Origin of the sequence: Acinetobacter sp. ANC 4470, from assembly GCF_002135335.1 — a bacterium.
In the GTDB taxonomy this organism is placed as follows: Bacteria; Pseudomonadota; Gammaproteobacteria; order Pseudomonadales; family Moraxellaceae; genus Acinetobacter.
In genome coordinates this window covers 302270-325587 of record NZ_NEGC01000003.1, presented here as the reverse complement: position 1 = coordinate 325587, position 23318 = coordinate 302270, and the positions used below count along the sequence as shown (strand labels likewise).

The 23318-nt window shown below is 39.8% G+C and carries 25 protein-coding genes, 4 tRNA genes and 1 riboswitch; of the genes, 10 read left to right on the top strand and 19 right to left on the bottom strand.

Annotation, left to right across the window (positions count from 1 at the left end):
• Positions 1–7 precede the first annotated feature (7 nt).
• From rpmA to B9T25_RS06670, 7 genes are all read left to right on the top strand, one after another.
• On the top strand, positions 8–265 hold the full coding sequence (gene rpmA / locus B9T25_RS06700; RefSeq protein WP_004651212.1) for a 50S ribosomal protein L27: 258 nt from the start codon (positions 8–10) through the stop codon (positions 263–265).
• Positions 266–496: 231 nt separating this feature from the next.
• Positions 497–2350, top strand: a complete 1854-nt coding sequence (locus tag B9T25_RS06695; RefSeq protein WP_086187675.1) for a YadA family autotransporter adhesin — start codon at positions 497–499, stop codon at positions 2348–2350.
• A 216-nt stretch (positions 2351–2566) separates the two neighbouring features.
• Complete coding sequence (gene lolA / locus B9T25_RS06690) at positions 2567–3265, top strand: outer membrane lipoprotein chaperone LolA (RefSeq protein WP_086187674.1); 699 nt, start codon at positions 2567–2569, stop codon at positions 3263–3265.
• Between the two features lie 451 nt (positions 3266–3716).
• The gene (locus tag B9T25_RS06685; protein ID WP_086187673.1) at positions 3717–4505 is read left to right on the top strand and encodes an RsiV family protein; all 789 of its coding nucleotides are present in this window, start codon (positions 3717–3719) and stop codon (positions 4503–4505) included.
• 119 nt (positions 4506–4624) lie between these two features.
• Positions 4625–5896 carry a serine--tRNA ligase gene (serS, locus tag B9T25_RS06680; RefSeq protein ID WP_086187672.1) on the top strand — a complete coding sequence of 424 codons (1272 nt, stop codon included), beginning with the start codon at positions 4625–4627 and terminating at the stop codon, positions 5894–5896.
• Between the two features lie 90 nt (positions 5897–5986).
• The gene (gene cysG, locus B9T25_RS06675; protein WP_086187671.1) at positions 5987–7363 is read left to right on the top strand and encodes a siroheme synthase CysG; all 1377 of its coding nucleotides are present in this window, start codon (positions 5987–5989) and stop codon (positions 7361–7363) included.
• 37 nt (positions 7364–7400) lie between these two features.
• Positions 7401–7880 carry a tRNA (cytidine(34)-2'-O)-methyltransferase gene (locus B9T25_RS06670; RefSeq protein WP_086187670.1) on the top strand — a complete coding sequence of 160 codons (480 nt, stop codon included), beginning with the start codon at positions 7401–7403 and terminating at the stop codon, positions 7878–7880.
• Between the two features lie 132 nt (positions 7881–8012).
• Here B9T25_RS06670 and B9T25_RS06665 read toward each other — a convergent pair whose 3' ends face one another.
• From B9T25_RS06665 to rpoD, 6 genes are all read right to left on the bottom strand, one after another.
• Positions 8013–9410, bottom strand: coding sequence for an APC family permease (locus tag B9T25_RS06665; protein ID WP_086187669.1), 1398 nt, complete (start codon positions 9408–9410; stop codon positions 8013–8015).
• Positions 9411–9673: 263 nt separating this feature from the next.
• On the bottom strand, positions 9674–10858 hold the full coding sequence (locus tag B9T25_RS06660) for an iron-containing alcohol dehydrogenase (RefSeq protein ID WP_086187668.1): 1185 nt from the start codon (positions 10856–10858) through the stop codon (positions 9674–9676).
• Position 10859: 1 nt separating this feature from the next.
• Positions 10860–11393, bottom strand: a complete 534-nt coding sequence (locus B9T25_RS06655; protein ID WP_086187667.1) for a hypothetical protein — start codon at positions 11391–11393, stop codon at positions 10860–10862.
• A 77-nt stretch (positions 11394–11470) separates the two neighbouring features.
• The gene (gene lipB, locus B9T25_RS06650; RefSeq protein ID WP_416202352.1) at positions 11471–12145 is read right to left on the bottom strand and encodes a lipoyl(octanoyl) transferase LipB; all 675 of its coding nucleotides are present in this window, start codon (positions 12143–12145) and stop codon (positions 11471–11473) included.
• 147 nt (positions 12146–12292) lie between these two features.
• Entirely contained in the window at positions 12293–12580 is a 288-nt protein-coding gene (locus B9T25_RS06645) for a YbeD family protein (RefSeq protein WP_086187738.1), read from the bottom strand.
• Positions 12581–12701: 121 nt separating this feature from the next.
• Entirely contained in the window at positions 12702–14594 is a 1893-nt protein-coding gene (gene rpoD / locus B9T25_RS06640) for an RNA polymerase sigma factor RpoD (protein ID WP_086187665.1), read from the bottom strand.
• Positions 14595–14964: 370 nt separating this feature from the next.
• Here rpoD and B9T25_RS06635 point away from each other — a divergent pair, with 370 nt between their 5' ends.
• Positions 14965–15174: a PA3496 family putative envelope integrity protein gene (locus B9T25_RS06635; RefSeq protein WP_086187664.1), complete on the top strand. Its 210-nt coding sequence runs from the start codon at positions 14965–14967 to the stop codon at positions 15172–15174.
• A 69-nt stretch (positions 15175–15243) separates the two neighbouring features.
• Positions 15244–15768 carry a YecA family protein gene (locus B9T25_RS06630; protein WP_086187663.1) on the top strand — a complete coding sequence of 175 codons (525 nt, stop codon included), beginning with the start codon at positions 15244–15246 and terminating at the stop codon, positions 15766–15768.
• 106 nt (positions 15769–15874) lie between these two features.
• On the opposite strand, the gene B9T25_RS06625 is transcribed toward B9T25_RS06630, so the two are convergent.
• The 4 genes from B9T25_RS06625 to B9T25_RS06610 form a co-directional block, all read right to left on the bottom strand.
• The gene (locus B9T25_RS06625) at positions 15875–16288 is read right to left on the bottom strand and encodes an ABZJ_00895 family protein (RefSeq protein WP_086187662.1); all 414 of its coding nucleotides are present in this window, start codon (positions 16286–16288) and stop codon (positions 15875–15877) included.
• A gap of 52 nt (positions 16289–16340) precedes the next feature.
• Positions 16341–16946 (bottom strand): DedA family protein, encoded by a 606-nt coding sequence (locus B9T25_RS06620; RefSeq protein ID WP_086187661.1) that lies wholly within the window; start codon positions 16944–16946, stop codon positions 16341–16343.
• Positions 16947–17030: 84 nt separating this feature from the next.
• Positions 17031–17315, bottom strand: coding sequence for an FUSC family protein (locus tag B9T25_RS06615; protein WP_086187660.1), 285 nt, complete (start codon positions 17313–17315; stop codon positions 17031–17033).
• A 191-nt stretch (positions 17316–17506) separates the two neighbouring features.
• Positions 17507–18439 (bottom strand): rhodanese-related sulfurtransferase, encoded by a 933-nt coding sequence (locus B9T25_RS06610; RefSeq protein WP_086187659.1) that lies wholly within the window; start codon positions 18437–18439, stop codon positions 17507–17509.
• 203 nt (positions 18440–18642) lie between these two features.
• Between B9T25_RS06610 and B9T25_RS06605 the strand changes: the two genes are divergently transcribed.
• On the top strand, positions 18643–19128 hold the full coding sequence (locus B9T25_RS06605) for a DUF1289 domain-containing protein (RefSeq protein WP_086187658.1): 486 nt from the start codon (positions 18643–18645) through the stop codon (positions 19126–19128).
• Between the two features lie 145 nt (positions 19129–19273).
• On the opposite strand, the gene ribB is transcribed toward B9T25_RS06605, so the two are convergent.
• The 9 genes from ribB to B9T25_RS06560 form a co-directional block, all read right to left on the bottom strand.
• Positions 19274–19933 (bottom strand): 3,4-dihydroxy-2-butanone-4-phosphate synthase, encoded by a 660-nt coding sequence (ribB, locus tag B9T25_RS06600; protein WP_086187657.1) that lies wholly within the window; start codon positions 19931–19933, stop codon positions 19274–19276.
• Positions 19934–20027: 94 nt separating this feature from the next.
• Positions 20028–20190: riboswitch (FMN riboswitch) on the bottom strand.
• 169 nt (positions 20191–20359) lie between these two features.
• Complete coding sequence (gene panD, locus B9T25_RS06595; protein ID WP_086187656.1) at positions 20360–20740, bottom strand: aspartate 1-decarboxylase; 381 nt, start codon at positions 20738–20740, stop codon at positions 20360–20362.
• Positions 20741–20884: 144 nt separating this feature from the next.
• A complete protein-coding gene (gene pth, locus B9T25_RS06590; protein ID WP_086187655.1) occupies positions 20885–21466 on the bottom strand; it encodes an aminoacyl-tRNA hydrolase in 582 nt (193 codons plus the stop codon).
• 19 nt (positions 21467–21485) lie between these two features.
• On the bottom strand, positions 21486–21782 hold the full coding sequence (gene rplY, locus B9T25_RS06585; RefSeq protein ID WP_086164331.1) for a 50S ribosomal protein L25: 297 nt from the start codon (positions 21780–21782) through the stop codon (positions 21486–21488).
• A 102-nt stretch (positions 21783–21884) separates the two neighbouring features.
• Positions 21885–22838, bottom strand: coding sequence for a ribose-phosphate pyrophosphokinase (locus B9T25_RS06580; protein WP_086187654.1), 954 nt, complete (start codon positions 22836–22838; stop codon positions 21885–21887).
• 36 nt (positions 22839–22874) lie between these two features.
• Positions 22875–22949: transfer RNA gene (locus tag B9T25_RS06575), tRNA-Gln, on the bottom strand.
• Between the two features lie 92 nt (positions 22950–23041).
• Positions 23042–23116, bottom strand: a tRNA-Gln gene (locus B9T25_RS06570).
• 25 nt (positions 23117–23141) lie between these two features.
• Positions 23142–23216 (bottom strand) — tRNA-Gln (locus B9T25_RS06565).
• A 26-nt stretch (positions 23217–23242) separates the two neighbouring features.
• Positions 23243–23317 (bottom strand) — tRNA-Gln (locus B9T25_RS06560).
• Position 23318: the final 1 nt, after the last annotated feature.

The following is a 23318-nucleotide window of genomic DNA, read 5'->3' as shown; positions in this document are numbered from 1 at the left end:
ATGAAACATGGCTACTAAAAAAGCTGGTGGATCGACACGTAACGGTCGTGACTCGAACCCTAAAATGTTAGGTGTTAAAATGTTCGGTGGTCAATCTGTGACTGCAGGTAACATTATCGTTCGTCAACGTGGTACAGAATTCCACGCTGGTGCAAACGTAGGTATGGGCCGTGACCATACTTTATTTGCTACCGCTGATGGCGTGATCAAATTCGAAGTGAAAGGTCAATTTGGCCGTCGCTACGTAAAAGTTGAAACTGTATAAGTTTTAATTTTTGAAAAAAAGCCCGCATTTTTGCGGGTTTTTTTATGTCTTTATTTTTTAATTGTGCTTAATTTAAAAAAATAAATAAAATCAATTATTTGTGATTTTTGTGTGTGTTTTTCATACATTTTTTGTTGCAAATTTAAACACTTTATATGTTTTTATTGAGACTTGTATCTCATTTTGTGGAGCATAATAAAAATTACAAAATTAAAAGAAAGGCAGACGGATATGAAAAAAATATTCACAAAAGTCTTAAATAAACCACTGGGGCGTATAGTTGATTTAGAAAAAAATGTGAATCAATTTGACCAAGATCATATGGTGCGCGGGATACAACATATTTCTTATTCTTTTTCCATTAAGCGAAAGAAATTTATCCAAAATTCGAAACTCAGTCCGAAATTATTATTGTTAAGTATTATGTTAGCAATGGGTAGTAATGTTTGGGCAACTGTGGGAGATTCTCATGGCGGCAGTCAGGGACAAGGGCATGAATCTCATGGAAATGGAAATGGTTATGGACATGGTCCTAAACCACCTCACACTTCAGGATATCAAGGTGCCATAGGGCCACAAGGTATACAGGGCGTAAAAGGTGATACTGGAGCAACAGGTGCTCAAGGTGAACAAGGTATACAAGGCGTGAAAGGTGATACTGGAGCAACAGGTGTTCAAGGTATGCAAGGCGTGAAAGGCGATATTGGAGCAACAGGTGAACAAGGTATACAGGGCGTAAAAGGTGATATTGGAGCAACGGGTGCTCAAGGTATGCAAGGCGTGAAAGGCGTGAAAGGCGATATTGGAGCAACAGGTGAACAAGGTATACAGGGCGTAAAAGGTGATATTGGAGCAACGGGTGCTCAAGGTATGCAAGGCGTGAAAGGCGATATTGGAGTAACAGGTGAACAAGGTATACAGGGCGTAAAAGGCGATACTGGGGCAACAGGTATACAGGGTGTGAAAGGTGATACTGGAGCTACAGGTGTTCAAGGTGAACAAGGTATACAAGGCGTGAAAGGAGATATTGGAGCTACAGGTGCTCAAGGTATACAGGGCGTAAAAGGCGATACTGGAGCAATAGGTGAACAAGGTATACAGGGTGTGAAAGGAGCTACAGGTGCTCAAGGTGAACAAGGCGTAAAAGGTGACACTGGAGCAACAGGTGAACAAGGTATACAGGGCGTAAAAGGCGATATTGGAGCTACAGGTGCAGTTGGGGCAACAGGCGCTCAAGGTGAGCAAGGTATACAAGGCGTGAAAGGTGATACTGGAGTCACAGGTGTTCAAGGTGTGAAAGGAGATAAGGGGGATAAAGGTGATACAGGTGCTATAGGAGATGACCCATATATTGAGATTGAATCTAATCGCTTAAATACCGCACCTAAACCGACTGCAACGGGTCAGGATGCGATTGCAATTGGGGCAGGAACTAATGTAACAGGTGGTCAGGCGATAGGGTTGGGTGTAAATAACAATATAATAGGTCAAAATTCTGGAGTGGTGGGTAATAATAATACGGTCAGTGGTGATCATACTTATGTAGTGGGTAATAATGTTACTACAGCGGCAAATAATAACGTGGTGCTTGGTAATGGTTCTGCCTCAAATCGGGATAATACGGTTTCGGTTGGAGCGACAGGTGCGGAACGCCAAATTATTCATGTAGCTGCTGGTGTGCAAGGTACCGATGCTGTTAATGTTGATCAAATGCGTCAAGCTGATCTTGATGTACTTAATAATACGGCAACTTATATTGACCAACGTAGTGCCAATACATTGAATCAAGCCAATGCATATACCAATAGTCGTGTTGAAGAATTAAACAGTAATATGCATGAATTGAAAGATGATGTGCATGCAGCCGTTGCATCTAGTATAGCAATCGCATCCTTACCACAACCAACTGATGCTGGTTATAATATGATGAGTATGGGGGCAGGTACATGGGAAGGAAAACAAGGGTTTGCTATAGGTTTTAGTGGTGTAACGGAAAGTAATAAATTTGTCTATAAAGCTGCGGCAACAACGAATAGTGAGGGTGATTTTGGTGCAGGTGTTGCAGTAGGTTATCAATGGAAATAATGAAATATATTAATCTCATTCAATAAAAAAGCCTCTCATATTTGAAGAGGTTTTTTTGTATTTGATGTTCATTTTTCTTCATCATGATGTAGAAAAAACTACATTGAATATTAATAACAATACAAAACTTCTTATTTTCTCAATTATTAGAGATAAAAATTGGTTTAAGATGAGACATTGAATAAATAGCGATACAGCAAATAAAAAGGTAATGATATGAAAATGCTTCGTAAAACCCTATGTGCTATGACATTCGGTGCAGCAGCGCTTGCACCGCTCATGAGTACTACTGTTTTTGCTGCGCCTGTTGCAGCATCGGAGCAACAAGCAACAGCAAATTTGGTCAAACAATTGGGCGGCATTCATAGTTTGTCTGCAAATTTTGAGCAAACCACCAAAGCCACGTCTGGGAGTAAAGTACCTCAGAAAAAAGGTTTGACCGGCCAGCACATGAATCAAACCTTTAAAGGTGTCATGAAGGTTGCCCGTCCAGGGAAGTTTTTTTGGGAAATCACGAGTCCATTAAAACAAACGATTGTGACTTCAGGTAAAACAGTTTGGATTTATGACCCAGATTTACAACAAGCGGTTCGTCAAAGTCTAGATGATCAAGTGGCGAATACGCCAGCGTTGTTGTTGTCGGGTAATACCAATCAAATTATGCAGTCATATCGTGTGACTCAACCCGATAAAACCAAGACTTATTACACCTTGCTCCCTAAGGATCGTGATGGGGCATTTCAAAGTTTAACCATTAGTTTTGGTGTAAATAAAGCACCAAGTTTGATGATTCTAGAAGATTCTTTGGGACAAACGACTTATGTTCGTTTCAATAATGTGAAATTAAACCCTTCAATTGCAGCATCAACATTTAATTTTGCACCACCTAAGGGCACCGATATTATTGATCAATAATATTCAACCTTTATAAAGAGCCACCTTCGGGTTAGTGATCAGTTAAGGAGTTTTACAATTAACTCCTTAGCTTTTTAGTTATTCACGACGGAGTCTTATATTTTTAAATCAAATATTTGGAGCTCATCTGTTACTTTGGATAAGCCCAAATGAGAAGCCTCAAAATATATTTTGAGTTCGCAAGAAAGGCATCTTGCGGCGCAGTGCGCCTCACCGCAAAACTCGTCAAATACCTTTTACTTGATCAATTAATTGCAAATACCTTACTTTGAATGCAAACCTATCCTGATAAAAATGAATTTGCTTCAATTGTGTGCGTAAAAATATCAGTTCTCGGAAATTGAACAGTATTTTGAAGGGATTTTGGTCATTGCTACATTTTGTAATTTTATCTGGCAGCTTGAGTTTGTATAGTGGGATGATTCATTTTAAGAAAATATAGAGTTGTAAAATGACACGAGCATTATTAAAACCATGGCTATTGGCGTGTACTATAGTGATTGGCGGAGGAGTAGTTGCAGGATGTCAACCTAAAAGCGAGACACAAGCTGAAACTCCCAAACAGCCACAACAAAATAAAGAAAATAGCATTAGCGCTATTCAAGCCAAAGTGGTGCCCGTTAAACTGACCAAACCTGAAGCTTGTGATGCCGAAGGTTGTATTCAATATGACATCCAAACGGTCAACACCAATTTTAAATGGATAGATGATTATTTTATCGCTCGAATAAAAAAAGCCGATCCGATTACATTTTCTACAGAACCGAATCAGAAAATAAATACCTCCGATGAAGCTGCACCTAACTTAAGTCAAAGTTCGACCTATGTGCGTTTTGTCAGTCAATACTATGATCAGGCGACATTTGCCATTCAAAGTTATAGTTATTCGGCGGGTGCAGCACATGGAATGCATCATCAAGAATTTGTAAATTTTGATTTAAATACCAAAAAGCGTTTGGCTTTATCCGATATTTTGGTCAAGGGTGCAGAACAGCAAGTATTGAATGCGTTATATGATGCTAATAGCATGTGGTTGGATCAACATAATATTGAACGCGGTCAGTTAAAGTTAAGTGATAATTTTTATTATGGCGCCAATGGTCTTGTCTTTGTTTATCCCTTATATGAATTGGCTTCTTATGCAGAAGGGATGACGGAACTGAACTTACCTTATGCTGCGCTGACTAAACTGATTAAAGCTGAATATCTACCAAGTTTACCGCACTATCCATCACCTTAAATTTAGCTTAATTCAGTTAAATTTGCTGTAATAAGGCACAGCTGTAAGCTCGGTCACTGTCTTTTTTAGCGTTTAGCGCTTACACTATAGCCAGTTTTTTTCTTTGCAAAAGATTGGCTATGATCGACCCGAAATTAATCCGAAATAATATTGAGGCTGTAAATTTAGCCTTAGTAAAACGTGGTGTACAGCTGAATGTAGAAGAGTGGGCTTCGCTTGAAGCGCGCCGTAAAGAGCTTCAATCCAAAACTGAAGCTTTGCAAGCAGAGCGTAATTCGGGTGCTAAACAAGTTGGCCAAATTAAAAAATCTGGTGGCGATGCATCCGAAATTATGGCGCGTATGTCAGCTATTGGTGATGACATTAAAGCCGCTGAAGTTGCGCTTACTGAATTACAAACTGAGATTGAAAATAAAGCGTTAAGCATTCCAAACATGCCGCATGAATCTGTACCTGAAGGTAAAGATGAAGACGATAATGTTGAAATTCTAAAATGGGGTACACCACGTCAGTTTGATTTTGAAATTAAAGATCATACTGACTTGGGCGAATGGATGGGCGGTTTAGAGTTTGAAACGGCAACCAAACTCACAGGTACACGTTTTAGTGTTTTAAAAGGATCATTGGCGCGTTTACAACGTGCATTGACTCAGTTCATGTTGGATACGCATACCTTAAAAAATGGTTATACCGAAGCGTATGTACCCTATTTAGTCAATGCGGAATCTTTGCGTGGTACAGGGCAATTACCTAAATTTGAAGAAGATTTATTCAAATTACAAGGTGAAAAAGAATATTACCTCATTCCAACTGCTGAAGTGCCGGTGACCAATTTCGTGCGTGATGAAATTGTTGATCCAAATCGATTGCCGTTAAAGTATGCAGCGCATACGCCATGTTTCCGTAGTGAAGCTGGTTCGTATGGTCGTGATACCCGTGGTTTAATCCGTCAACACCAATTCGATAAAGTTGAGATGGTGCAGATTGTTAAACCTGAAACGTCAATGGACGCACTTGAAGAGTTGACGGGGCATGCAGAAGGTATTTTACAAGCTTTGGGTCTTCCATATCGTAAAATCATCTTATGTGGTGGTGATATGGGCTTTGGTGCTATCAAAACTTACGATTTAGAAGTTTGGGTGCCTAGTCAAAATACTTACCGTGAAATTTCAAGCTGTTCATGTATGGGGGATTTTCAAGCTCGCCGTATGAAAGCACGTTACCGTGTAGACCAAAAGAAAACTGAATTCGTTCATACTTTGAATGGTTCTGGTTTAGCCGTCGGTCGTACATTGCTTGCAGTGATGGAAAACTACCAACGTGCAGATGGTTCTATTGAGATTCCACAAGCACTTCGTCCTTACATGGGTGGTACAGAATTTATTAATTAATCTGTGAATTAATGAATAAATTGATGTGCAGCACAATTTTGTGCATGAAAATTGCTTAAGACAATCAGATCTAAAATATTGAGGTAGTTTGTGGATATTTTTCCAATCTCTTTAAAGTTGCAACAGCAACCTTGTCTGATTGTCGGTGGTGGACGTATTGCGTACCGTAAGGCAGTCCTTCTGGCAAAAGCTGGTGCAATCATTGATGTGATTGCGCCTGAAATTGAAAGTTCTTTACTTGAGATTGTGGTCGCTAGCCAAGGGCAATATGTTCAAGCACCTTTTAGTCTAGGTATTCCGTTACGTCATTACCGTTTAGTCATTGCGGCAACCAATGATAAAGCGACAAATATCCACGTTTTTGAAGTCTGTGAAGCTGAAAAAATATTGGTGAATAGTGTGGATGATCCTCCGCATTGTCGCTTTATGGTTCCTGCAATTATTGACCGTTCACCCTTAGTGATTTCAATTGCGACCAATGGCACATCACCTGTTTTATCACGTCAGATTCGAACTCAGCTTGAAGCGACTATTCCACATGGTATGGGGAAGTTGGCTGATTTTTCTGGACAATGGCGCGCCACGGTTAAGGCAAAAATTATCAACCCTGATGAACGCCGTATTTTTTGGGAAGACTTGTATGCCAGTCCACTCAAAGAACAGGTGTTTAACGACAATATTGCTGAAGCGAATCGATTAATTGAGCAAGCATTGCTTGAGTGGAAAGCACCGAAAGGTGAAGTCTATTTGGTTGGTGCAGGGCCGGGCGATCCTGAATTACTCACGCTCAAAGCTTTACGCTTAATGCAGCAAGCGGATGTGATTATTTATGATCGTTTGGTCTCTCCAGCGATTTTAGAATTATGCCGCCGTGATGCAGAAAAAATCTATGTTGGAAAAGCACGTTCAAATCATAGCGTTCCTCAAGATGGCATCAATGCTTTATTAGTTGAATATGCTGCACAAGGTAAGCGGGTTTGTCGTCTGAAAGGTGGCGATCCATTTATTTTTGGTCGTGGTGGTGAAGAAATTCAAGAACTGTTTGCTGCGGGTGTGGCTTTTCAAGTTGTTCCAGGCATTACTGCAGCATCGGGCTGTTCAGCTTATGCAGGTATTCCTTTAACACACCGTGACTATGCGCAAAGTGTTCGATTTTTAACAGGACACTTAAAAGAGGGTTCACCAGAGTTGCCTTGGAAGGAGCTGGTTTATGAAAATCAGACCTTGGTGTTGTATATGGGCTTGGTGGGCTTAGAAAGAATATGTGCGCAATTGATTGCACATGGTCAGCGTCCTAATATGCCTGTTGCGCTTATTTCTAAAGGTACGACACCAGAACAAAAAGTTGTGGTGGGGACTTTGGCGGATATTGCATCGAAAGTGTCAGAACATCAAATCCAAGCGCCAACCCTAACCATTATTGGTGAAGTGGTTAGCTTGCGCGAACAATTACAGTGGCAGGGTTAAATCAAGCCCTGTCGCATTGAAAGAGTAGAGAAATCTTGTGATTCATGTTGTTTTATATGAGCCTGAAATTCCTGCAAATACAGGTAATATCATTCGTTTATGTGCCAATACAGGTGCGCAATTGCACTTGGTTAAGCCATTAGGTTTTGAACTGGATGATAAAAAGCTTAGACGTGCAGGATTGGATTATCATGAATGGGCACATATGAAAGTATGGGAAAACTTTGCTGATTGTTTGGCTTTTTTAAAAGAACATGGTATTGAAAATGATGCGATTTATCCTTTAACCACCAAAGGTTTTGAAACACCACATACGTCAAATTTAAACCGTCCAGTGGCATTGTTAATGGGGCCTGAAACTCGAGGTCTTCCTGAAAATGTACGGATGATGTTTCCAGAGAAACATTGGATTCGCTTACCGATGGCAGCAACTTCGCGCAGTTTGAACTTATCTAATGCGACTGCGATCATTCTCTATGAGGCATGGCGTCAACAAGGTTTTGAAACTTTGGTTTAAAACAGATTGTTAAAAAAGCTGCTTATGGGCAGCTTTTTTTATGTTTAAATTTTAAAAATAATTGGCTACATAAAACATTAAGCATATAAAAAAGACGCATAAAGCGTCTTTTTTATGGGGTGAATCAGCACATTAGTGCGAATCATCAAACTCGTTATGCTGCGGAGCAGGTTGTTTAAAGCCTTTGGTTTTATAACCTAAGTATAAAATACCGAACATTGCCCACCATAAACCATATTTTAAAGAGGTTTCTTCAATTTCTAGCCAGAGTGCAAATACACTCAAAAAGCCAAGTAATGGAACAACCACAAAGTTTAAAATATCTTTCGTATTCTTGGTGCGCCCATCACGTAATGCATAACGTGAAATGACCGACAGATTTACAAAAGTAAATGCCGTTAAAGCACCAAAACTGATTAAGGAAATTACAGTGTCCAGATTCATAAAGCCAGCTGTTAAAGCAACAACGCCTACAATTAAAATATTGTATGAAGGAGTCAGGCTTTTAGGGCTGATATGACCAAAGATTTTCTTATTGATCACGCCATCACGACCCATGGCAAACATTAAGCGTGATACGCCAGCATGTGCTGAAATACCCGATGCCATAACCGTCACGATTGCAAAAGTAAGCACATAGGATTGAAAGAGTGAACCACCAACGAGCATTAAAATATCAGGCTGTGTCGCGGCAACATCTTCAAAGTATGTTTTTGGATCGTTCGGGAAGTAAATTTGCATGAAGTAGGTACTGATAATAAAGATCACACCCGCAATTAAAGCAGTTAAGAAAATCGCTTTAGGCAAGGTTTTTTCAGTATCTTTGGTTTCTTCGGCAAGTGAACTGAGCGAGTCAAAACCAGTGAAAGAGAAGCACAGTAATGTTGCACCAGTAACCAATGCACCAACTGAAGTTAACTCGTTCCAAAAAGGTTCAAGACTCCAAAGTTGATAACGTTGCTCGGCAGAAATTGGACCATCTGCATTAAAACCTGCTTGTAATTTGCTATAGACCAGATAGGTGAATACGGCAATCACAATAAGCTGAATCAGTACGATTAAACTGTTGAAGTTTGCAACGAAGCGCGCACCTTTTAAGTTTATACCGGTCATAAATGCAGTCAGCACGATAACCCAAACCCAATGGTTTACATCAGGGAACAATGCTTCAAGGTAAATCACAGCAAGAATGATATTGACCATTGGTGATAATAAATAATCTAACCAAGATGACCAACCCACCATGAAACCAACATTGGGGTGAATCGATTTTTGGGCATAGGTATAGGCGGAACCCGAAGAAGGGTAGCGACGAATCATATGACCATAGCTTAAAGATGTTAATAAAATTGCAACGAGTGCAAATATGTAGGATGTCGGTACGTGAAAATGACTTTCTTCCGATACTAAACCGAAAGTGTCAAATAACGTCATGGGCTGTATATAAGCTAAACCGATAATAATGATGTGCCAGAGTCCCAGCGTTTTTTGCAGTTTAGCTGCCGATGGAGTCCCAGAGATATTTGTCAACGGCGTTATCCTCTTAATCGTTGATCAAGGATCAGTCATGTTTAAAGGATCGTTTGAGACGAACGATCCCCCCTATACGAATAAAACAAAAGTGCGCCAATCTACTCCAATTTGATGCCTTTTGCCAATCACTTTATAAACTTTTTACAGCATGAAATGTGCCATTTGATAAAAAATGGTTTTTTATTTCCACAAAGTAAAAGCCTGATGCTTAAAAAAACATCAGGCTAATTTTTCCGCTATATTCGCTTATTTTTCAATATTTACCAAGCTTTTTCTAGCAGCGCTTTTAAGTCACTTAGGCTTGCTTCTTTAGGATTGTAAATAATAGATCCATCATTTAAAGCTTTTTCCGCGACTTCATCGAGTTGTGCTTCAGATACTTTGCCTGTTTCACGTAAAGTGCGCGGTAATTTAGTGAGGGTATATAGGCGATCACGCATGGTCAGAATGGTGGCAATGGCTTTGTCAGCACGTAAGTGAGCAGGTGTTTGAGCGTAAATATCTGCACCGGCTAAAGGAAGTAATAGGTCTGCAATTTTGTCACCATTCACTTCTTTGTTGTACTCAAGTACATAAGGCAGGAATAGATTCATGCATAAACCGTGGGGTAAGTGTGCTACAGCACCTAAGGCATGTCCTAATGAATGGACTAAACCGACCATCGAATTAGAGAATGCAATACCAGCCATGGTTGAAGCCTGCGCCAATTCAAGACGACCAAACTCATCGGTTGGATTATCCAGTACATTGAATAAGTTGTTGCTGACTTTTTTGATTGCAGCAGTGGCATAAGCATCACTGATTGGATTTGCAGCCATACAAGTATAGGCTTCAACCGCGTGAGTCAGTGCGTCCATAGCAGTCATAGCCGTTAAATGGGGCGGTAAAGTTTGCGTCATACGTGGGTCAAGAATCGCTGCGTGTGGCATCAAATAGTAAGAGGCAAATGCTATTTTGACATTCTTTTCAAGATCGGAAACCACAGCAACCATGGTCACTTCAGAACCAGTCCCTGATGTTGTTGGAATCACAAAAAATGGTTTCAGTGCTTTGGGTAGATTATGCGCGCCTGAAAATTTGAGTAAGTCATCACCGCCTTCAGTGACCAAAATATTGGTGGCTTTTGAGGTATCAATGACTGAACCACCACCGACAGCAATAATCGCATCACAATTATTTTCACGGTAGGCTTTTGCTGCGCTACGCACTGTTTCTACGCTTGAATCGGGTGGAACATCATCAAAAATATAGCCAATAACAGCATCTGTAGATTCAAAAGCAGCTTCAATCGGAGCAAGTAAATTATTTGCGCGTACGCCTTTATCGGTAATAATCAATGGGCGTTTTGCACCCAAAGTAGCAAGTTCAAAAGGAATGTGTTCTAACGCGGCATGACCTGCGATGACTTTTACTGGGCAGAAAAATTCGTAATAAGGCTTAGCCATGTTATACACTCCGTTTAAAATAGGATTGAGCTACTTTCAAATAAATATTTGCAGCGCCTGTTAATTTTTCTTTTAAGCTTAATTCACTTGGATATTGTTTTACGGCAAGCTCGGCTAAGAGTTTAGGTAAAATAAGCGATTCCATTTTATTTAAACAGCGGACCAGACGAATGGCATATGCTAAATCACCGTCTGCAATCATGCGGTCATGGGCAAAGGCTTGAGCGGTACTCTCTTGGAAAGAAAACACTAAAAAAGCATGACTTAAATGTTTAAACGTAATGGTTAAATCAGGCTTGGTTGCTACGGATTGTAATAATTGTAATTGATGGTCTTCCGTGACTTTTGCAATAAAAGCGGGGCCATTGGGAAATACTTTCATCGATAGCACAAAACCAACAGGGAATTTGGCAACTTCCTGTTTTACTTCTGCATCGACTTGACTCGCCATGACTAAACCTCTGCCAATCACATCCATCATGAGTTTGACATAGGTTAGTTGCAAAGCGGGCTTTACGGATTTGGTTGAAATCACTCGCGCATCCCTTATCTAAAAAATATTTTATTAGTTTAGAGTAAATACTCTAATTTATTTTTATCGCAAAAGCAAAGTTATTGTTGCATGACTTGGACTTTATTAAAGTAACCGCTGTGGTCTAAAGTTTCAATGATATCCGCACATAAATCATTAAATTGGGGATGGTTTTCAACCAAGTCCATGACGCGAACCATTTCTAAGCCTGCATAACCGCATGGATTAATGGTCTGAAATCCAAACAGATCACAATCAATATTGAGTGCAAGACCATGATAGCTACGCCCTTTACGAATTTTAAAACCCAATGAGCCAATTTTGCGTTCATTGACATATACGCCCGGTGCATCTGCTTTGGCATAGGCGTCAATATCGTATTTTTTTAGCAGGTTAATCATTAGATTTTCAGCATAGGAAACCAACGTGCGAACGTTCCAACCCAAGCGATTTAAATCAAACATGAAGTAGGCAACCAACTGACCGGGACCATGCCAAGTGACTTGCCCACCACGATCTGTTTGTACCACAGGAATTGTACTAGACATCAGAATATGTTCTGGTTTACCTGCTTGTCCTTGGGTTAGAACGTCATGATGCTGCAAAATCCACAGTTCATCTGGGGTATTTTCATCACGGTTTTCAGTTAAATTTTTCATGTCCTGAAAACGGTCGAGATAAGGGGTAAGTTGATTAAATTGACGAATAATAAGCGTTGGTTTTAGAACAGCATCAGTCACGTGAAGTGCGTCCATAAAGGTTTGAATATTGAAAAAGATTATAATGAAATTGGGCTGAGATGGGGGGTGATAGCCACATGATTTGTCATTTTTATTGGCATGGATTCAATGTTTTTTTACATACATAAAAAAACACGCTTCGAGGCGTGTTTTTTATATTGATTAAAGTGCTGTTTTAATCAATGTGCAGGCAGCTAGATCTGCATACAGTGCATGAACTTGTTCAAGTTCAATGAACACAAGTTGTGCCGTTAAAGAGTGATACTTACCTGTACGAGAGGGTTGTATTTTAATAGTTGCACCATCAAAATCAGGAAAGTGTTTTACTAAAATTTCAACCACAGCACAATGTAAGTCTTCGTGCGCTTCACCAATCAATTTGATTGGATAATCCATAGGGAAAACCCATAGATCTTCTTGCAGTTCACGTGAAGGTGTACGGTCTAACATCGTCATGAGAGCCAGTCCTCATTATATCAAACGCCTGCGTAAATGCAGGCGTTGTGTTTCTCTTAGATACTAAATGGAGACTGAAATTGATATTTCAAGTCTCCATCGCGATCATCAAAAATTAGTCATTTTCTAAGAATGAACGTAAGTGTTCAGAACGAGAAGGGTGACGTAGTTTACGTAAAGCTTTGGCTTCAATTTGACGAATACGTTCACGTGTTACATCAAATTGTTTACCCACTTCTTCCAAAGTATGGTCGGTTGGCATATCAATACCAAAACGCATTTTTAAGACTTTCGCTTCACGTTCGGTCAAGTTTTCCAGCACTTCACGTGTTGCTTCTTTTAAGCCTTCAGAAGTCGCGGCATCAATTGGAGAGGTAATATTACCATCTTCAATAAAGTCACCAAGATGCGAATCTTCGTCATCACCAATCGGTGTTTCCATCGAAATCGGTTCTTTGGCAATTTTAAGCACTTTACGTACTTTAACTTCGTCCATTTCCAGACGTTCACCGAGTTCTTCAGGTGTTGGCTCACGGCCCATTTCCTGAAGAAGTTGACGAGATACACGGTTGATCTTATTAATCGTTTCGATCATGTGTACTGGAATACGGATGGTACGTGCTTGATCGGCAATAGAACGTGTAATCGCCTGACGAATCCACCACGTTGCATAAGTCGAGAATTTATAACCACGACGGTATTCAAACTTGTCTACGGCTTTCATCAAACCGATGTTACCTTCTTGAATCAAGTCCAGGAATTGTAAACCACGGTTGGTATATTTTTTCGCAATTGAAATCACCAAACGTAAGTTTGCTTCAACCATTTCTTTTTTCGCGCGACGTGCTTTCGCTTCACCAACAGCCATACGTTTAGAAATGTCTTTGATGTCTTTAACATCTAAGCCTAATTCTTTTTCGATGTCGGCAATTTTTTGCTGGAATGCAACAACATCTGGACGTACTTTTTCTAAATAACCTTTTTGATCAGCAGGTGCTTTAGCAATTTGTTCATCTAACCAAGCTTGGTTTGATTCTTGACCTGGGAATGAAGTACGGAATTGAGTACGATCCATACGACCACGACGTACGGCATAACGCATCACTTCACGTTCAGCTGTACGAATTTGTTCATGCGTACCACGGATCATTTCTGAAATGATTTCAAATAAACGTGGTGTAAATTTAAACATCATAAATACAGTTGCAAGGGCTTCAAGCGCTTCGTCAGCTTGTTTACTGTTACGACTATGCTTTTCAATAGCAACTTTGCTTGCTTTCCACGCATCATTTAGTTCAGTGAAACGAACACGTGCAATTTCTGGATCTGGACCAGACTCGCCTTCAGAATCATCATCACTTTCAGATTCTTCTTCTTCGTCATCATCCAATTTTACATCTTTAGTCGTTTTAGCGGTTGCTGTGTCATCTTCAACTTCAATAATTTCAGCTTCTTCTTCTAAAACTTCTGGAATTTCTTCGTTAGATTCTGGGTCTAAATAACCAGATAAAATATCAGCAAGACGACGTTCACCTAAGGCAACATCGCTATATTCTTTTAATACAACTTCAACCGCATTAGGCCAATACGCAATAGAATGAAGAACGTCACGAATACCATCTTCAATGCGTTTCGCAATGCTAATTTCGCCTTCACGCGTTAATAGTTCAACCGTTCCCATTTCACGCATGTACATACGTACTGGATCGGTGGTACGACCAGGTTCGCTTTCAACTGAAGCAAGAACTGCAGCCGCTTCTTCTTCAGCAACTTCATCGGTTGCTTCTGCATTGTTACCGTCGAACATGGTGTCATCAGATTCAGGTGCACGTTCATGCACAGGAATGCCGACATCTTGAAGCATTTGAATAATGTCTTCAATCTGTTCGCTTTCCGTGATCGAGTCTGGGAGATGATCGTTAACCTCAGCGTAAGTTAAGTAACCTTGCTCTTTGCCTCGGCTAATCAGAGCCGCTACTTGCGAAGTAGGGGAAGTTATATCGCTCATCTTTGCTTACTCTTCTTGAATCTGTGGCAGTGAAAAACCGTGCATAATAGCACAATTCGCTTAAAATTGTTTTGAATTGCTTGCTCAAGTGTTATTTGGAAATAGCACTTTGATTTAACAATTGTTTTCAATATTGGGTTAGAATTTTTTTTTTCAAGGCTCTTGCATGGAATGTATTCAAAAAATATCTTAATTTTATCGGCATTCTAATTAAAATTCTACGTCTTATAAATATACAATTTCAAGGTGAAAAAACAAGTGTGAATTGAGTTTGTTATAACAAAAAAATAGAAAAGACTTGACAAGGTTTGCTAACAAAGATAAATAGCGCCTAGAGCCATTTACTTTTTTCACTAATGAGGTAGTTTTAGTGTCTTCTACAGATTTTGAACTAGATGATAGCTACAGTGATGATGATGTTAGTTTTGATGAGGCATCAAGCAAAATTAGTGCTAAAGAGTCATTAGAAAAACGTCGTTTAATTGATGACCTTCTTGCACAACGTCGCTTAGAACGTGAATTGAAAGATTTTGATTATGATCTTGATGACGATGACGGCTTTGATGATGACGAAGACTAAATTGTGATTTAGCATAGCGCGCTAAAATGCTATGCTATCCACAGTTATTTTACAGAACTTGGATTTTAAATGAGTGCTTTAGATTTAGACCTATTGAGTGAATATCTAGATGGTGACCAAAATGAACATGGTCTAGATTTTGCGGCAACTCATGGTTTTTTATGTGCAATTGCTGTAGGGCCAACTTTTGATCAATGGCTCGATGAACTTTTCGATAACAATCAACAGAAAGTTCCAGCTGAAATGATTGTGCAAATAAAAGCATGGTTAGAAGCGATTCGTCAAAACTTAGCCAATGAAGAAGGAATTGAGTTTCCTTTTGAAATTGAAGAAGCTAATACTGAATCAAGTTTAGGCGATTGGAGCGTTGGTTTCGTCGATGCAATGTTTTTAAATGAAGATGCTTGGTTTACACCTGAACATGAAGAACAATTGGTAGATTTAACATTACCAATGATGGTGTTTAGTGGTATTGATGATGAAGATCCACAAATGGAATCTTTCCGTCGCAATGGTCAGCTCATGGACGAAATTGCAGAAGAAATTCCAGAGAATTTAAACGAAATTTATTTAATGTACCACACGCCAGCGTGATGTTACATCTTGCGCCGCTACAATCGCGGCTCATGTATCACACACCAACTTAATTCGCTGAAATAAAAAAAACACCTCAATAGAGGTGTTTTTTTTAGCATTGTATTTATGATTTAAGTTTTTGTGCACAGATCTTGGCATACCAACCAAAACTGACAAAAAAGATTGCTGCATGAATTAAAATGAGGAGCAGTATTACGATTGCAATCAGAGCTAAACCAGTATTTTCAGCAGTTTTTAATATATTTCCAGCAGCAGGATCGACCAAACTATATAAGAACACAAGAATGCTGGAAATAAATAGTGAAACAATGGTGCAGCCCCAGACCAATTGAACTTTTTCATCAGGGCTAGGTATGCATTGTTCTCGTTTAACAAAATGTCTAGCTGTGATAAATCCAGCGGCTATAAGTGTAGGTACACTGGTTGAGCCAGTTAAATTAAGTAAGCTAAATAAGATACCTAATAGCAGTAACGCTATGCTGTAAACAGCAGCAAAGTAGATCAAATAATGTTTCATAAATTAACTTTTTCCCCCCGATTAAATTTAACTAAAAAATATAAATATTAATTCATTTACGTTTATATCGACGGTATAGAACCCAAACAATGATGAACACTACAATTGCAATAATGACATAGCCAACTTGGCTAAAGATATTTTGCATCAATGCTTGGTTTTCACCAAAATAAAAACCCACATAAGCTAAAAATGTGGTCCAGATGATTGTACCGAGGGCACTATAGAACATGAATTTCCAAAAGGGCATATGGCTCATTCCCGCAGGAATACTAATGAGTGAGCGCACAGCAGGAATCATTCGTCCAAAAAATACAATACGATGTCCATATTGTTCAAACCATGTTAATGCTTTCTGCACATCGCTAGATCTTATAAATAAGTATTTTCCATAGCGATCAATCCAGCGAAATATTTTGTCATGATTGAACTTATATCCAATCCAATACAAAAGTGCAGCGGCAGTTAGTGAGCCGATACAACCTGCGATAATCACTCCGACAAGGAGGAGTTGCCCTTGGGACGCAGAATAGCCTGCTGAAGGCATGATTACCTCAGAGGGGATAGGAGGGAAAATATTGTCGAGGAACATGAGTAGAGCAATACCGAAGTAGCCCAATTGTTCCATAATGGAAATAATCCATTCAGTCAGATTCATGAGTTTTTAAAATAAGAATGATATCTGGGGTATCCTAAAGACTATTCATTGCAGGGTAAAGTATAGTCAAGTCATCAAGTCTGATTATTCTTGGCTATGTACCAGTGTGTGTATGTAAACTTTTCTTAAACTATGTGCGAATATAAATGGAAGTACACTGAGTAATGCATAACTGAGTAGATTTGAGTTTAAATGATAAGCAATAAATATGGATAAAATAGCACCAATCACTGCCCCTAAAACCACAATAAGCAGATGGGATTCTTGATTTAAAATACTTTTTATTGTTGCTGTTTTTTGATAATTTTTTTCGCGAACTAGGTGAAAGCGCCGAGTATAATGGGGGGAATGGCTAATTGATCTTGGCATAATTTAATTCCTTTTTTCACGTTATATATGAATAAGTTGTTTAATTAGTATGCTGCACGTCTCAGATTATCAAAATTTAATGATTTTGTGGCTGCTATTGGTCGCCTTTATTTATTAATTGTTTATCTTATGTAAATTAAAAAACCCTCAGATTATGCTGAGGGTTTTTATGGGTATCTTAAAATCCAAAATTACAGACGTTTACGTTTCGCTGCTGCAATTTGTGACTGACGCATACGGAAACCTTCTTTTTGTTTTTCTGTGGTTTTTTCGATGCAATATTTACATGATACACCGTGTTCGTAGCTTGGAAGCTCAACTTCTGCTGGAAGTAAAGGCCAACCACAGGCATGACATTTAATATTTTGACCTTCTTCTACACCATGGGTCACCGCAGTACGACCATCAAATACAAAACATTCACCTTCCCACATACTTTCCTCAGCAGGGGTTTCTTCTAGGTATTTTAAAATGCCACCTTTCAGGTGATAAACTTTTTCAAAACCTTCTTGCAGAAGAAGAGAAGTTGATTTTTCACAACGAATGCCACCCGTACAGAACATGGCAATTTTTTTGTCTTTATGTTTTTCAAGATTTTGTTTTACATATTCTGGAAATTCACGGAAACTTTCTGTTTTTGGGTCAACAGCGCCTTTAAACGTACCCGCTTTATATTCGTAATCATTACGTGTGTCGACGAGGATCACGTCATTACGTGCAATCAGTTCATTCCATTCTTTCGGGTCTAAGTAATGCCCCACAAGATCACGTGGCTTAACTTCTACACCTAAAGTGACAATTTCACTTTTGAGTTTGATTTTCATTTTACGGAAAGGTTTATCATCGCTATGAGATTCTTTGTATTCCATAGCATTAAACCCTTCATTAAGAAGAAATGCCTGAATTTGATTAATCGATTCACGATCCCCAGCGACAGTACCGTTAATACCTTCGCCCGCTACAATTAGAGTTCCACACAAGTTAATGCTGTTGACTAAGTCTAAAAGACGTTGTTGAAGATCGGTAGGATCTTGAACTTCTTTAAATTGATATAGTGCGGCAACAACCCAACTTGTGGTCGCTTGCTGTTCTACAGGTGCAAGCTGTTCTACAGTAGCGTTCATGGATAACTCCAAATGTATTATGATAGGACAAAATTCAAGGCGCGTATTTTAACGTGAATTGTGTGAATAAGCGAGAAAACCATAACTAAAATATGGTTTTTAAGTGAAAGATGCTGATATCAGCTATCACTCATTAAAATCATCGTTTTTAACGATGTTAGAAGAATGATTTTAATGATTTCTAAAGTGTGTAGGAGTGTGTTTTGAGTACTGAACGTCGGATTGCTTCTTTGACCCCCTGTGCAGGGCGTTGTTCTACGGTGTTCGGTGATTCTGTATGCCGTGGTTGTCGTCGCTTTAATCATGAAGTCATTCAGTGGAATACTTATAGTCCCGAACAGCATACGGCCGTGTGGAGACGACTAGATGCACAATTGGATCAGATTTTAGTACCAATGTTACCCCATGCGGATTTGCGCCATGTCGAGGGTTTTGTCTTGTCGAAACGTGTACGTTTACGTGATGATGCATCGCAAGGGCGTAAACTTTATCATGCACTTAAAATTTGTGAAAAGAATAAAAACTTAGCTGAAGAAAGTGGTTTAGGAATTCAGGATAAACAAGTGAAACCACTTTGGCAGGAATTTGAACGTCGAGTTTTGGCTTTGGCTACAGCAAGTTATGATTTTGCTTTTTTACGTGCCGATGGCATCAGTTCTAGTTTATTGCATATGCTAAAAGAAGACTGAATCTGTTCTTTTTATATTGAAAGTTTTTGAGTGTAATTATTGAATATTGTCATTAATTAGATTGATTTTTATAGTATTTTGAAATTACATTTTAAATAAAAAGCCTCAGTGTTAACTGGGGCTTTTATCATTATGCTGTTGAGTTTTAGAGTTGATGCGTTAAACGATATTGCACAATTTCTTCAATGGTAATCACAGTTAAATCGTGAGTTTGAGCATAAGCCAAAACTTGAATTCCTGATGCCATTGTTCCATCGGAATTGGTTAATTCACATAATACACCTGCTGGTTTTAAGCCGGCTAAACGTGCTAAATCGATAGTACCTTCAGTGTGACCACGACGTGTTAAAACACCGCCTTCACGTGCACGCAAAGGGAAGACATGTCCGGGACGGTTAAGGTCGTTTGCAATAGCACCATCCTTAATGGCTGCTTTTATCGTGGTGGTTCGGTCTTTGGCAGATACACCTGTGGTCACGCCCTCGGCTGCTTCAATGGTTACGGTAAATGCTGTTTTAAACTGACTTGAATTATCAGTGACCATTGGTGGTAGTTCTAAGTGGTTCGCTAATTCATCTGTTAAACATAAACAGACAATGCCAGAACCATCACGAATCATACGTGCCATGGTTTCAACAGTCAGGGTTTCTGCGGCAACAATTAAATCGGCTTCATTTTCGCGCTCAAAGTCATCCATGACCAAAACAGGTTTGCCTTGGCGGATATCTTCTAAAGCTTTTTGAATACGTTGTTCAGCAGGAGGAAGGGCTGAAAAGAAAATTTCGGGTTGAATTAAACTAGACATTGAAACGCTCTCGTAAAATAAAAATACGGTTGAACATTTCAGGACTGATGTAAAAATGGGGTCGCAGCGATATATCAAATATAAATATCCGTTACGTCGTCTTCTTTCATCCGGACTATACCGTCGGCTTTGGTTTTTCACCAAATCTGCGTGCAAACCATGAGTGGTTTACAGGCTCGTGGGCTGATTAAATCCGCTAATGACATAGCGGTTTAACTTACCACCGGTGGGGAATTTCACCCCGCCCTGAAGCGATGTGGAATCATTATAGACCTGTTTTGCATGAATAATCATGTTTTGTTTAGAATGATCAGTACTCTAGTTCCACATGAATGGGGCAGAAAAGTGTTTTGATCAATAAAATAACAGGCATAAAAAAGCTCGCATATGCGAGCTTTTAAAATCTTGTGATCTTGAATGAAGATATTAAGCCACTTGAACTGGAATGCAGTTTGCTGTGTGATTTACGGTATTATTTGGATTTGCATATACAAGGCGTGGTTTATGCGCATTGGCTTCAGCTACAGTGAAATCACCAAAGGTCGCAATAATGACTAAATCACCGACATCAGCTTGATGTGCAGCACCACCATTGACAGAAATAATACCTGAATTATCTTCACCACGAATCGCATAAGTGGCGAAACGTTTACCATTCGTGACGTTCCATACGTGGATTTCTTCATATTCACGAATACCTGCTAAATCCATGAGTACACCATCAATTGCACATGAGCCTTCGTAGTGAAGTTCTGCATGAGTAACCTGAGCACGGTGAATTTTGCATTTTAATAAACGAGATAGCATGGCTGGCGTCTCCTTAGTCGAGCTAAGATTTTATCTTGTGGTTAAATCAATCACTTTTTACTGGGTAAGTAATCCGTAGAAAACGCATTTTGCTCTGAAAAAAGCATCATGGCAAGAAGGATTGTTTAACAATTTGTGGATTGATCAATTCGGTTTATAAGCATTGATTTGATTCATGGCTTGCTGTGTGTCACCGTTTACTAGCAGTTTAATGCGAGATAAAGCGTGAGCAATGGCATCATCCATTAAATTTTGTTCGCTGCTTGGTGCTTTGCTGAGTACATGACCAGACACACGTTCTTTAGAACCAGGATGTCCTATGCCAATACGTAAGCGATGAAAATTTGAACCAATATGCGGTACGATATCTTTTAAACCGTTATGTCCACCATGTCCACCACCTGTTTTTAGGCGAATGACACCGGGATCCATATCAAGTTCATCGTGCGCAATGAGTATTGCTTCAGGAGCAATTTGATAGAATTTGGCGAAGGGTACAACGCTTTGACCGACAAGGTTCATAAAGGTTGTGGGTAATAACAGACGAACGTCTTGACCTTCAATATTACCACGACCACTTATCCCTTTGTATTTGGGATCAGCTTTTAATTTAATGCCATATTGTTCTGCAAGGCGTTCAACAAACCAGAAGCCCGCATTATGGCGGGTTTGGGCATATTCCGTTCCTGGATTACCCAAACCTACAATCAGTGAAAGTTTTGACACTAATTTACACCATCAACACTTATGCGCGTTTAAAGTCAGCGTGCATAGGTGTGTTTTTAGCTGGGTGACGTTGTAAAGCTTGGATTTTTACGCTTTCAACTTTGTCGCCCATATTGATTTCAATAACTTCTTCGAAGAAAGCATTGTTTTCAAGTGCTTTAACAAGTTGACGAAGTTCTAAAGTAACAGTTACAGGAGCAGCTTCGCCACCGTAGATGATTGCTGGAACTTTAGCTTGAAGACGAAGGCGGCGGCTCGAACCTTTCCCTTGTACTGATTCGTCACGAGCTACTGCATTTAATACGAAGTTTGCCATGATGACATTTCCTCATTGAGTTTAAATTGACTGAACCTTCGACCAGTCCAGTGATAGAAAGCCCTGCTTTTTTAAGAGCAGAGCTTTAAAAAATTTGCGCTATTATAGATAACTATCGAACATTGCGCTAATAGATTCTTCGTTGTTAATACGACGAATTGTCTCAGCAACCATGCCGGCTACTGAAACTTGGCGAATCTTACCAAGTTCTAATGCTTCTTGAGAAAGAGGAATGGTATCTGTTACGACGAGTTCGTCGAGTACAGAATTTTTCAAATTCTCAAGGGCTTTACCAGAAAGTACAGGGTGAGTTGCATATGCAATAACACGACGAGCACCAAATTGTTTCAGTGCATCGGCAGCTTTACACAATGTACCCGCAGTATCAACCATGTCATCCACGATTACGCAATCACGATCTTTCACATCACCAATCAAATGCATCACTTGTGATTCATTTGCTTTTTGACGACGTTTATCAATGATTGCAAGATCGATATCACCCATTTGTTTAGCTACAGCACGTGCACGCACTACACCACCAACGTCAGGAGAAACAACCATAAGATTATGGTGTTGCTGTTGACGAAGGTCAGCAAGTAAAGCAGGAGTACCGTAGATATTGTCTACAGGGATGTCGAAGAAACCTTGGATTTGGTCAGCATGAAGGTCGATCATTACAACACGGTCAATCCCTACAGTTGTAAGCATATCTGCGACAACTTTTGCAGTGATTGGAACACGGCTTGAACGAGGACGACGATCTTGACGAGCATATCCAAAGTAAGGGATGACAGCAGTTATACGACCTGCACTTGCACGACGTAAAGCATCAGCCATAACGAGGACTTCCATAAGGTTGTCATTCGTTGGTGCACAAGTAGGCTGTACAAGGAATACGTCTTTACCACGAACATTTTCAGTAATTTCGACAGCAATTTCACCGTCAGAAAAATGACCTACAGATGCTGCACCTAAAGGAATGTGCAGGTGGCTTACGACTTTTTGAGCGAATTGTGGATGTGCAGTTCCACTAAAAACGACAAGATTGGGCATGAAGCACCCTTGGCGGTTGGAATGTTTGAAAATAGATGGCAGGGGCGGCTGGATTCGAACCAACGGATGCCGAGATCAAAACCCGGTGCCTTACCACTTGGCGACGCCCCTAATGCGGCAGAACTTTAATGTTTTTACTGTTCAATGTCAAGGTAAATTAACAATGAATCAGCAAACTTTATTCTGTCTTTTTTGAAAATAGATGGCAGGGGCGGCTGGATTCGAACCAACGGATGCCGAGATCAAAACCCGGTGCCTTACCACTTGGCGACGCCCCTAAATTTGATCACTGTATGTTATAAATGGCAGGGGCGGCTGGATTCGAACCAACGGATGCCGAGATCAAAACCCGGTGCCTTACCACTTGGCGACGCCCCTAATACAGTAATCTACAGATGAAATGATGGCAGGGGCGGCTGGATTCGAACCAACGGATGCCGAGATCAAAACCCGGTGCCTTACCACTTGGCGACGCCCCTA